Annotated in this window: 11 protein-coding genes; 4 read left to right on the plus strand and 7 right to left on the minus strand. The window is 34.9% G+C overall.

Annotated features, from left to right (window positions below; translation table 11 throughout):
• Nucleotides 1-6 precede the first annotated feature (6 nt).
• From H6G44_RS17770 to H6G44_RS17785, 4 genes are all read left to right on the plus strand, one after another.
• Complete coding sequence (locus H6G44_RS17770; RefSeq protein ID WP_190387854.1) at nt 7-639, plus strand: Uma2 family endonuclease; 633 nt, start codon at nt 7-9, stop codon at nt 637-639.
• Nucleotides 640-753: 114 nt separating this feature from the next.
• Entirely contained in the window at nt 754-1,137 is a 384-nt protein-coding gene (locus H6G44_RS17775) for a deaminase (protein WP_190387853.1), read from the plus strand.
• A complete protein-coding gene (locus tag H6G44_RS17780) occupies nt 1,137-1,670 on the plus strand; it encodes a hypothetical protein (RefSeq protein ID WP_190387852.1) in 534 nt (177 codons plus the stop codon). The genes H6G44_RS17775 and H6G44_RS17780 overlap by 1 nt, the downstream gene beginning before the upstream one ends.
• A gap of 7 nt (nt 1,671-1,677) precedes the next feature.
• Entirely contained in the window at nt 1,678-2,055 is a 378-nt protein-coding gene (locus H6G44_RS17785) for a GNAT family N-acetyltransferase (protein WP_190387851.1), read from the plus strand.
• Nucleotides 2,056-2,201: 146 nt separating this feature from the next.
• Here the strand turns inward: H6G44_RS17785 and H6G44_RS17790 are convergent, their stop codons facing one another.
• From H6G44_RS17790 to H6G44_RS17820, 7 genes are all read right to left on the minus strand, one after another.
• Nucleotides 2,202-3,044 carry a nitrate ABC transporter ATP-binding protein gene (locus H6G44_RS17790; RefSeq protein WP_190387850.1) on the minus strand — a complete coding sequence of 281 codons (843 nt, stop codon included), beginning with the start codon at nt 3,042-3,044 and terminating at the stop codon, nt 2,202-2,204.
• A gap of 132 nt (nt 3,045-3,176) precedes the next feature.
• A complete protein-coding gene (locus tag H6G44_RS17795; RefSeq protein WP_190387849.1) occupies nt 3,177-5,180 on the minus strand; it encodes an ABC transporter ATP-binding/substrate-binding protein in 2,004 nt (667 codons plus the stop codon).
• Between the two features lie 90 nt (nt 5,181-5,270).
• A complete protein-coding gene (gene ntrB, locus H6G44_RS17800; RefSeq protein ID WP_190387848.1) occupies nt 5,271-6,110 on the minus strand; it encodes a nitrate ABC transporter permease in 840 nt (279 codons plus the stop codon).
• 45 nt (nt 6,111-6,155) lie between these two features.
• Complete coding sequence (locus H6G44_RS17805; protein ID WP_190387847.1) at nt 6,156-7,532, minus strand: CmpA/NrtA family ABC transporter substrate-binding protein; 1,377 nt, start codon at nt 7,530-7,532, stop codon at nt 6,156-6,158.
• 965 nt (nt 7,533-8,497) lie between these two features.
• Nucleotides 8,498-9,742, minus strand: coding sequence for an ABC transporter ATP-binding protein (locus tag H6G44_RS17810; RefSeq protein WP_190387846.1), 1,245 nt, complete (start codon nt 9,740-9,742; stop codon nt 8,498-8,500).
• Nucleotides 9,743-9,882: 140 nt separating this feature from the next.
• Entirely contained in the window at nt 9,883-11,019 is a 1,137-nt protein-coding gene (locus tag H6G44_RS17815; protein ID WP_190387845.1) for a glycosyltransferase family 4 protein, read from the minus strand.
• 18 nt (nt 11,020-11,037) lie between these two features.
• A complete protein-coding gene (locus tag H6G44_RS17820) occupies nt 11,038-12,207 on the minus strand; it encodes a glycosyltransferase family 4 protein (RefSeq protein ID WP_190387844.1) in 1,170 nt (389 codons plus the stop codon).
• Nucleotides 12,208-12,652 lie beyond the last annotated feature (445 nt).

Below are 12,652 nucleotides of genomic sequence, written 5' to 3' on the forward strand. Positions count from 1 at the left end.
TTGTATATGCTTCTGGAGTCAATTACTTCTGAACAAAGAACGGTTTTATATAACGTTAGCTGGGATACCTTTGAAGCCTTGTTGAGGGATACAGGTGAGGGTAGGGGTTCTCGGTTTGCTTATGACTGCGGTACTTTAGAAATTATGACTCCACTTTTTGAACACGAAAATCCAAAAATTCAATTTGATAGATTGATATTTTCTTTAGCTGAAGAATTAGATATAGAAATCAGAAGTGCTGGTTCTACAACATTAAAACGTAAATCTTTGACCAAAGGAATAGAACCAGATAGTTGTTATTATATCCAAAATGAAGCGGCCATGAGAGGTAGGGAAACTTTAAATTTAGAAATAGATCCTCCTCCAGATTTAGCAGTTGAAATTGATATTACTAGCAGTTCTGTGAATAAGTTTAATATCTATGCGGCTTTAGGTGTGGCTGAATTGTGGAAATATGACGGTGAAGTTTTGAAGTTTTATCAATTGGTAGAAAATCAATATATTGAAATTAAGTTTAGTATAAATTTTCCTCTAGTTTCTGTTGGGGATATGAATAGATTTATCCAGCAAAGTAAAACTATGGGTGAAATCGCTTTGTTGAAATCTTTCCGCGCTTGGGTGAGAGGGAAGATAGGGTAGTTTACTTATTTGTCAGTATCGTATATAATTACACTAGCTAAATTTAGCCATGCTAAAATAAAACAGTAATATTCAAGTTAAAGGACAATAAAAACGGACAGTATTTTTGATGACTTGGCTGAATATAGGCAGCGTCTTAGTTTACCTCCTGCTGGTAGTGCAACAGATGGTTCAACAATTGCTAAACTAGAAATAGATGGTCAAAGTTTTTTTGGCATAAACTCTGGTAGTAATCCTTACCGTCGGCAAATAACTTTGAAGGTGAATTATTATTCTAAAACTCATGCAGAAGCTGATGTTTTTCAGCAAGTAAAAGATGCAGGTATTACGGGTAAAAAAGCTCGTTTAGTTGTAGATAGAGACCTTTGTGATGCTTGTGGTTTAAGAGGGGGTGTAAATTCTATGGCTTATCAATTAGGTATAGAAGAATTGGAAATTATTACTCCCAGTGGCACTAAAATAATTGAAGTTACACCCCCAAAAACAAGGAGGAAATAATGTTTGTATCAAAGTTATATACAGACAACTGGACAGGAAACAGAAATGAAGAAAACTTCATTGATAACCCAAATTGGCAACAAATAGAAACAGCTATTTGTGAGTTAGATGGCAATACTAAAACTTTAGTTAGTTTAGAAGTAGACGACGAGAGTTATATGATGATTGGTGGTGGTAATTCTGGTAAATATGTTGTTACTGCAACTTTAGATAATGAGGTTTTTTATTCTCTCTTGTATCCGGTTGACGATGAAATAGCTAAATCAGATGTTTATCATAAGAACATGAGTTCATCTCGTAAAAAAAAGATTTTATTATCTAGTTTTTATGAAGCATTAATAAATGCAAAAAACAATAATGTTAGTTCTCCTAATGAGCAAAAATTAATTGTTGGTGGACAAGCAGGGAATTATTCTAAAAAAATTTGTGTTAATTTACGTCAATGTTTAATAGCTGCAATCACTTTTGCTGAATCAGGTGAACTTGAACCTTGGTTTTCTTGGGAAGAAGATCAATCTTTAGTTACTGTATAATGAAATTATGAATCCTTACGAATTACCAGCAGGAATTGAAATAAAAAGAGACTTTGAAAGAGAAGAGAAGGAGAAATTATTTAACCCTGGCAATCTTGACACTTTTTACAAAATTTTATGGAATTATAAAGAAGCCGGTTACGCCAGCTATAGATTAACAGGTTCAAATTGGAAGATAGACTGGTTTCTTATCTATGAAGAGGACAGAGAAAACGGTCTTGGTACTCACCTGCTCAAATATATAATTCAAAAGATGTGGAGTGAACAACGTATCTCTATTAAAATTCATCCAGGACCTAACAGAAAAAAATTAATAAGCTTACTGCTTACGAATAAATTTCAAAAAGAAGATGTAGATTATGTCTTATACCCTGAAGATCAATAATCAACATAAAACATGGAAGAATTATCAATATCTAACAGTCTATCAAATGATCATTGTATCTTTAATCTTATTTATAATTTCGTCGTTAATTTCTAAAATTCAGATCCCTGACTTCTCTAAGAAGTCGGGAATCTCGTTAAAACATATTAACCTACATCATCATGAGCGAAACGGTTAAACAAGAAATCTAACGCATAATTCCGCAATTGATAATATTGAGGATCTTCCATAATTCTGGCTCTATCTCTTGGTCGAGAAAAAGGAATTTCCATCACTTCCCCGATTTTTGCGTGCGGTCCATTGGTCATCATTACCAACTTATCAGCCAAAAATAAAGCCTCATCAATATCATGGGTAATCATCAAAACTGTACAACGATTATCACCCCAAATTTTCAACAATTCCTCCTGCAATTCTTCCTTCGTAATCGCATCTAATGCCCCAAAAGGTTCATCTAAAATCAATACCTTGGGACGAATAGCCAAAGCACGAGCAATAGATACCCGCTGTCTCATTCCCCCAGACATTTGCATAGGTTTCTTATCCATTGCGTCACCTAAACCCACCATTGTTAAATGTTCTCTCACAATAGCCCGTTTTTCTGCTTGTGGCTTAGTTGGATAAACTGCATTTACAGCTAAATAAATATTTTCAAAAGCTGTTCTCCAAGGTAATAACGCATAGTTTTGAAAAACTACCATTCTATCTGGTCCTGGTTTAGTAATTGCTTCTCCTTCTAATAAAACTTGTCCAGTAGTCGGAAAATTAAAACCAGAAACCATATTTAATAGAGTTGATTTACCGCAACCAGAGTGGCCGATAACGCAAATAAATTCACCTTTTTCAACATTAAGATTAACACCATCAAGAACAGTAAATGGTCCTTTTTTAGTAGGATAAATTTTGCAAACATCTTTAATTTCTAAAAAAGGCTGACGGTTGATTGTGCTTGTAGCTGTGTTGGTGGTTCTCAAATTATTGTTTTGCATTGTTTGGTAATTTGTAGAAAGTTTCGCGCCAAGGAAAAAAGATGATTTTATTACTTTTGTGGGATGGGCATCTTGCCCGTCCCTTGCATTTTTGGGCAGACAGGATGTCCACCCCACAAGATTCATCCCTATTTAAGCTGCGGTTCTTCTAGGGGCATCTAGAATTACTTCCGCTATAGAGAAGTCACATTTAATTTCTAGGTCATTAAGATAGCTAATAGGGTCATCAGCGTTAAAGGGTTTACCATCAAATAATCGAATAGGTTGACGGGTATAACTAATATCTAAACCCAGTTCTCTGGCTGCTGTACTGAAAACACGGACTCGACACACTCGTTCAACGATTTCTACCCAATTCCTAGGGAAAGGAGTATCACCCCAACGCGCTAATTGAGTCATAATCCAAATTTGTTCGGTGCGACTGGGGCGGTTAATAGCAGACTTAGAATAAAATTGATGATGGGCATATTCCCGCATAGGATGGTCTAAGTCACAGGTAGCACCGTCCGGGTCTTCAATTTGGATATAATCAATATCTGTGCTGACATATTCCCGACTTGCTAAAATTTGGCGAACTTCTTCGATATTGGCAGGATTTGCACAATATTGGCAAGCTTCTAGTAAAGCTTTAGTTAATGCAATATGGGTATTAGGATAAGTTTCTGCCCAATCTTCTCGGACTCCTAAAACTTTACCAGGGTGTCCTAACCAAACTTCTAAATCTGTGGCAATGGTAAAGCCTGAACCTTCTACCGCAGCCCGATAATTCCAAGGTTCACCCACACAATAACCATCAATGGTTGCACCTTTTAAATCTACCACCATCTGGGCAGGAGGAATATTTTTCATATTCACATCTTTGTCCGGGTCAATTCCACCCGCTGCTAACCAATAACGGAGAAGTAAATTGTGCATAGACGCGGGATGTACTACCCCCATTCTATGTTGTTGTTCGCGGGTTTGAAGCAGGTAATTCTTAAAGTCGGATAAACTGCGAACACCCGCATCATAAAATCTTTTTGCTAAGGTAATGGCATTACCATTGCGGGTCATGGTGAGGGCTGTAACAACGGGTAAGGGTTCATTTTTATGCCCCCCCAAACTTAACCACATGGGCATACCAGAGGGCATTTGCGCCGCATCTAAATAACCACCAGCAATACCGTCTACAATACCACGCCAGTTGCTTTCTCTGACTAAGGAAACTTCATCTAAACCATGTTTGATGAAAAAGCCTTTTTCTTTGGCTATTGCTAGGGGCGCGCAAGCTGTGAGGGGCAGAAAACCAATTTCTAAATTAACTTTTTCTAACCCATGACGGGCAATATCTGGAGTTTTTCTTGCCCGAATTTTCTTGATACGTTTTTGTTGGTTAAGAAAGTAAATCATTTCACTTCGCAAGGTGTAGTAACTGGGATGTTTAACTACTTCCATGCGTTTGCGAGGTCGGGGAATATCAACTTCTAAAATATCGCCAATTTTCGATTCTGGTCCGTTGGTTAACATGACGATTCTATCAGATAACAAAACGGCTTCATCTACATCATGGGTCACCATAACTGCGGTAACTTGATTTTCTTCGCAAATTTGCATTAATTGTTCTTGCAAATTACCGCGAGTCAGTGCGTCTAATGCCCCAAAGGGTTCATCTAATAGTAATAGTTTCGGACGAGTTGCTAAAGCCCGAGCAATGGCTACCCGTTGTTTTTGTCCACCGGATAACATTCCTGGTTGTTTATCAGCATGAGGACGCAAACCGACCATATCTATATGTTTTTCGATTATGGCTTTACGTTCGGCTTCTGGCATTCCATTTAATACTGAATCTACCGCTAAGGCAATATTTTCTCTTACAGTTCGCCAAGGTAAAAGCGAATAGTTTTGAAATACTACCATTCTATCTGGTCCTGGTTTTTTAATTCTTTGTCCTTCTAAAGTTACTAAACCTTCTGTGGGTAAATCTAAACCAGCAATCATATTTAAAAGGGTTGATTTACCACAACCAGAGTGACCAATAAGAGAGATAAATTCACCTTTCTTGATTTCTAAATTAATGTTTTTCAGGGCAATATATTGACCGCCACCAGTTAATTCAAAAACTTTATCAATTTGATCAACAGCCACGAATATAGACATATTTTTTGGTAATTGGTAATTGGTAATTGGTAATTGGTTATTTGTCAGTTGTTTTTTCTTTGCTATTGACCACTGACTACTAACTACTGACTATTTTTGTTCTGCTGGTAAAATCTTATTTTGTAACCAAACCATCATTTTATCCAGTATTAAACCGACGACACCGATATAAACTAGAGCTAAAATAACTTCGCTAACGTTATTATTTTGATAAGCGTCCCAGATGAAAAAGCCAATTCCCACAATACCAGACATTACGATTTCTGCGGCAATAATTGCTAACCAAGCCAAACCAATAGCAATTCTTAAACCTGTGAAAATATAGGGTAGTGCTGAAGGAATAAGAATATTGAGAAAATAGTCTCTGCGGTTTAATTGCAGAACTTTAGCAACGTTGTTGTAATCTTGAGGAATTTGCGTAACACCTACCGCAGTATTAATTAAAATCGGCCAAATTGCAGTAATGAAAATTACGAATAATGCCGCTGGTTCATTTTGGCGTAATGCTGCTAAAGAAATAGGAACCCAAGCTAAAGGAGGAACTGTTCTTAATAATTGAAACAAAGGATCTAAAGCTTTAGACATGGTTTTACTAACACCAATCAAAACACCCAAGGCAATACCGACAATTGCCGCTAGTGTATAGCTAATAGCAACCCGTTTGAGACTAGCCAAGATTTGCCAAAAAAGCCCTTTATCTGTGCCACCTTTATCATAAAATGGATACAAAATCAAGATCCAAGTGTCTTGAATAACTTGAATTGGTCCTGGTAATGTTGCCCCAGGAGTAAAGGAAAATAGTTGCCAAATAGCTAAAAAGATAGCTAAGGCAATAGCCGGAGGTATCAGGTCAGGAAATTGCTTTTGCAAACTTGATAAAAAGTTATTCTCAAATTTAGAAGTAGTAGAACGTTTTTGGGCGACTGTCATGAATGTTTCCTCAAATTTATGAATGGTTGGGTTAATATCTATTGACTAAATGCTGGCTTTTTTGATTTTCAAACTCTTGAGATATTCTTCTGGTTTCTCAGGCTCGAATTTAACACCATCAAAAAATTCTTCGACTCCACGAGAGGTACTGGTGGGAATATCAGCAGCATTTACTCCTAATTCTTTAGCAGCTTCTTTCCAAATATCTTCGCGGTTAACTTTTTTGATTAATTCTTTAGCTTTGGTTGCACCATTAGTAATGTAATCTTTGGACAAAAATCCCCAGCGAACATTTTCAGTAATGAACCATAAATCATGACTTTGATAAGGATAAGAAACACTACCTTTTTCATCTTTCCAATAATAAGCAGCCATTGATTTATCATTAATTGTCCGACCATCTCCCATATCATATTTACCTTGATATGGTAGTTCTAAAACTGTAGGTGAAGATAAGCCAAAATACTTTTTAGTAGCTAGAATTTCTGCCGCTTCTTTGCGGTTATCAAAGTTATCTAACCATTGTTGGGCTTCCATAATACCTTTTAATAAGGCTTTTGTAGCTTTGGGATTTTGGTCAACCCAATCACCTCTCATGGCAAAATATTCTTCAGGGTGATTTTTCCAAATTTCCGCCGTTAATGCCGCCATAAAGCCAATTTTATCGTTAACGAGGCGATAAGGCCAAGGGTCGCCGGTGCTGAAAGCGTCCATTGTCCCAGTCTTCATATTGGCGACCGTTTGCGCGGCCGGTACTGTTAATAATTTCACGTCTGTATCCGGGTCAATTCCACTTGCTGCTAACCAATAACGAATCCATAGGTCTTGGTTAACATGAGGGAATGTGAAAGCCGCAGTAAAGGGTGTGTTGGCTGATTTGAGTTGACTAAATAGGGGTTTAGCAGTATCCAGTTTTAAGCTAATTCCTTTCCCTAGATGTTTATTAGCGATCGCAATTGCATTACCATGTGTCACTAATTGAGCTAAAACATACATGGGTATAGGTTTATTCCCTTTGGTAATTAAACCTTCTGTAATTAAGTGTGGCATGGGCATTTGCCATTGACCACCATCAATTCCACCCCCCTGAGAACCAATTTCTACGTTATCCCGCGCAGAACCCCAAGAAGCTTGTTTTGAAAGTTCTACTTTGCTCATGCCATATTTAGCAAAAAAGCCTTTTTCTTGAGCAATAATTAGGGGTGCAGATTCAATAATGGGAATATATCCCAGTTTGGCTGTTGTTGTTTCTGGTTTTTGTTCTGGACTAATATTGGCTACTGGTTCAATGGAGGATTTTGTACCAGTTTTCCCCGTTTCCGGTGGATTTCCTAAACAGCCTTTGAGTAAGACTGCACTAGCTGAAACTCCAGCAGTTAAGATAAATTTACGTCGAGAAACTTGATTAAAAAAATCGGACATTAATACATCTCCTTTATTGGAAAACTTATTTTTTTAAACATGAAAACTTGGACAAAGAAATAAATAATTTCTTCGCTTTATGATTGAAATTCCCATTTATATCTAGCTACTAAAATTTAGCCTTCTTATGGAAAAGACTAGTTCATATACTTGGTGAAAAACTCGGTTTGATTTCTTCACTTAGTGCGATTAATGGGTGTTACTCATCTACTGAAAACTAGTTTACAGTCTTTTTGATCAAATTGATCACCTGTCAACTCAAATTATTAAAAAAATATTATATTGGATACATAGATAAAAGCTTATCTATTTTCCTCAAATCTGTGATAACTCTCTAATCTATATATTCAAATCTATGGTTACTATCAAAGAGAGAGAATACTGGAGAAAAATTAAAATCCTGCTCTTTTTTAAAAAGTTGAGAATCTAATTCTTCATAACAAATTACAACTTTGAGAACAAGAACTCACACATATTCTTCTTTTATATGTTTGTTAAATTATCCATTAGTAATGTTAATCTTGACACTTTATAGTTTTTAATTATTAATTAAATGTATTATTATCTTTTACTAACATCTATTCCAACGTTAACAAAAGTTTCCCTAATATTAAGATTGTATTAGTATCTAATTTTAAAGCATCTTCATACAAAAACAATTTAATATTATCCAAAAATCTTGAAAGTGATCAAAATTCGGTATTTCATATACCAAAAAAGTATTGACAGATAATTAAATATATGTTATCATAAAGTTGATAAGGAAGAACTATCTTTATTTTCTTGATTTTCTTTGCGTGCCTCTGGGATTTTACGTAATTAAAATTGAATCTTTAATTCATTAATGAATATCAAAACAATAGTATTGTATTGCCAAACAAAAGGAATGTATTGATATCCTGAACTTATTGAAAACTTTCTGGATGTAATAGATTAAAAGATTATTGAATTTACTTGGATGCAAATCATGGAAATATCGCTAACTGTGTTTCTGCATCAAAGAAATGTAGCTTATCAGGGACAAACGATAGCCAAAGTTGCTCATCTAAATGGATAAACCTATCAGGGGGAACTCTAACCTGTAAAGATTGTCCTTCCGGATCTTGTGAATCAGGGTCAGCAATTTTCACAGATAGAAAAGAATCATTACCCAAATTTTCCACCAGATTTACTTTAACTGGGAGATTTTTAGTAGCAGGTACACTCAAGATTAAATGTTCTGGACGAATACCCAACACTAAAGTTTGTCCGTCATAAGATTGTAAAGCCTTTCCCCAAATATCTGGAAGAGTGAAGCGAAAATGAGGATGAGTAATTAATAAAGGTGCGTGAAACTCCACAGAGATAAAATTCATTGGTGGAGAGCCGATAAATTCAGCAACAAAACGATTAGCGGGACGATTGTATAATTCTAATGGAGGAGCGACCTGCTGGATTTTACCTTCTGACATAATAGCAATGCGATCGCCCATAGTCATCGCTTCAGTTTGATCATGGGTGACATAGATAGTCGTTGTTCCCAATTGATGTTGTAATTTAACAATTTGACTGCGAGTTTCTGCGCGAAGTTTAGCATCCAAATTAGATAATGGTTCATCCATTAAGAATACTTGAGGATTGCGAGCGATCGCTCTTCCTAATGCTACACGCTGTCTTTGTCCTCCAGAAAGTTCCTTGGGTAAACGATTTAACAAGGTTTCAATTTGTAACAAACCTGCAACCTTTTGGACTCGTTCATCAACAATTCTTTCTTTTAGGGAAATATGACGCAATCCTCTAGGTAACTTTCTTGTCAGTCCTACCAGTAGATTTTCGCCCCATTGCATCAGCCTTTTTTTACCAAATTCCGCATCAGGAAACTGACGACGTAAACCGAAAGCGATGTTATCATATACGGTCATGTGGGGATAGAGTGCGTAACTTTGAAACACCATAGCGATGTCTCTAGCTTTCGGTGGTAAATCATTAATTAAGTGGTCACCCACGGAAATATTACCACCAGTCATCATCTCCAGTCCAGCGATTAAGCGCAGTAGGGTACTTTTACCGCAACCAGAGGGTCCTACCAAGACCATAAATTCACCGTCAGCAACAGTTAAATTAATTCGTCGTAATACAACTACACTATCTGAGCCGTCTTGTTGATTTTTACCTTCTCCGGGGCGGGAAGTAAAGCTTTTATAAACATTTTCTAAGACAACTTGTGCCATAGGGATTCACTGTAAAATTTATTAATTTATAGAAGCGGAAAATCTCCACTTATATATTATAGTATACATTTTTTTTGAAAATCCAGATCAACAAGATCCCGAACTTATTTAAGAAGTGGGGGATTTTATTGTTATTTATTTTAAATTAATTTTAGTAATTCTTGAATTTGTTGATTAATGATCTTGATATCAAAACGTTCACTAGCAGTAATTCTAGCATGATTAGCAATAGCAGCAGTTTTTGCAGAATTTTGTAAACAATTATGAATTACCTTAGCTAACTCTTGAGGTTTTCCAGGTGTTACTAAAAAACCATTAATACCATCTTCAACTAATTCTATTGCACCACCAGCTTGAGATGCAATCACAGGTTTACCGCACAACATAGCTTCAACAATTACCCTTCCAAAAGGTTCAGGTGCAATAGAAGTATGAGTAATTAAATCACACATTGCCATTAATGAGGGAATATCCGAGCGAAAACCTAAAAACTGGACTCGATTTTCCAGTCCTAAAGCAGATACTTGTTGGTGGAGAGTTTTGACATATTCCTGTTCACCAAATAAAGCATCACCAACTAAAATTACCATAACATTTTCTGGACATTGAGAAAGAGCCTCAATTAAAATATGCTGTCCTTTCCAAGGAGAAAGACGGCTAAAATGTCCAATCACAAATTTATCTTTTAATTCTAAAATTGCCCTTAAATTAATAATATCTAATTCATCAACTACATAATTTTCGACGGTAAAACCATTGTAAACAACGTCAACCAAATTTGATTTTCCTCCAGCTTGTAAAAATGCTATTTTACTGGCTTGAGAATTAGCAATAACTAAATTAGCACAACGATTAATTAAATTAACAGCCACCGATAAATTAGTTTTACTAAAATGTTCTAAAGAAAGGATATCATGTAAATGATAAACCAGAGGACGACGGGCTAATAAACTAGCGATTGCTCCGACAACTAAAGCTTTTTGAGTATTAGCATAAATCAAATCATATTTTTTTGCTTTTTGTACGACTTGATTAATTAAAGGAATAATTTTTCCTAAATTTGTTAATACTGAAAACAAACCACTTTCTTTATTAATATTAATTTTTTGAGTTGTTAAAACCTCCACAGGAATTTGATTTTCTTGTAGTAAACTTCTAAAATCACCATCTGCAAATAAACCAACAAGAGCATTTTTACCATAAGGTTTAGCAATATCAACTAAACACAACTCAGCACCACCAGGTTTACCACTTTGGTCTAAAAATAAAATTTTCATACAATTTTGATAATCAATTTAAGCTAAGAGAACTTGGCGAACTTGTTGAGAAATATTAGTCCAATTGTAGTTTTGAATTGTATAATTACGGCATTCTTCTCTAGAAGGTAAAGGAAGTTTTTCTAACATAACTTGTGACAATTTATTAGCAATACTTTCAACTGTAATTGTCTCAGTAATTAAATCTGGAGAAAATCCCTGTAAAATTTCCGGCATTCCCCCAACAGGAGTACATAAAACAGGAGTACCACAGGCTAAAGATTCAAGAATAGCTAATCCAAAACCTTCAAAAGATTGACTAGGCATTACCGTTAAATCAGCCGCTTGATAAGCCACAGGTAAATCATTTTCCGGCAAAAAACCTAAAAATGTTACATTATTTTCTAAACCTAATTCTTTAGTTTGTTGCTGTAGTAAAGATTGAATATGTCCACGACCAGCAATAGCTAACCAAACATCAGGAATTTCTGATTTAATCATATTAATAGCTTGTAATAATTTATCAATTCCCATGCGATGAACTAACCGACGGGAAGTAAATAATATCGGCTGATTAGTAGGCCAACCTAGCTTTATTCTTGCTTGTTGACGTGATAAATTATTCTGAAAATGATTAATATCCACACCACCGGGAATAACGTAGATTTTTTGCCAGGGAATTTGATATTTTTGATGTAAAATATGACCAAAGGCTTTACTAAGAACAATAAAGCGATCGCATCGATTATAAGTGCTTTGTTCTATTAATTGTTTTTTAATCCAAACACTAAATTTTTGATTAATTACTTCTTCTTGACTTTCCGAAGCCCAAGGACCATGAAAGTTAAAAGTAACAGGTACTCCTTTAGGTAAGATATCTAAAATTGGAAAACTATATAATGCAAAATGGAGATTAATTGCATCAGGTTTATTTATTCTCGTTTTCTTAAATTTATCACGAATTGACCATAATCTAGAACTAATTTTACTATCTGGGTAAGCTAAATTAGTCAACTTAATCTGCGTATTTTTGGTATCTACTGGTAAACCAACTCCACATAATTCTATTTGATCTTGAGAAGCTGCTAATTTATGAGTTAATTCATAAACATAGCGTTCTAATCCTCCGGGATTATTAGGAAACCAACCAGTACCTAAAGTTAAGATAGATGCCGATTCTGAACTTAATTTTATATTTTTATCTTTCATGTAATTATCTTCCTTTTTATAGATAAATTGAGATTAATTGTTTTAATTTATGCTTTTATTTATTTTGCCAATTCCAAGATAATTTATTTTCAGCATAATCTTTTAATACGACTTTGAGAATCAAAACCAGTTTAATTATAGAAATAATTTCATTTCCATAAACAAAATATATCAAAAAAATATATTTGATAAAAAATTATCAAAACATTGATCAAAAAGTTTTTTATGAACTCAGAAATATTACGATCATGAATGTTATACCAAACATCAAAATTTATGAATTGGGGTTGATATCATAGTGTAATCAGAATAATTAATTAAAAGAGGATTATCCAGAAATGTTGAATGTCGTTACAAAACTTTACATATTTAAGTATACTAGTATTATCAAGGGTAAAAATGTCAACATTTCATAATATCTTCCATCCAATGAACATAACTGATT

The sequence above is a fragment of the Aphanizomenon flos-aquae FACHB-1287 genome, from assembly GCF_014698755.1.
Lineage (GTDB): Bacteria > Cyanobacteriota > Cyanobacteriia > Cyanobacteriales > Nostocaceae > Dolichospermum > Dolichospermum flosaquae.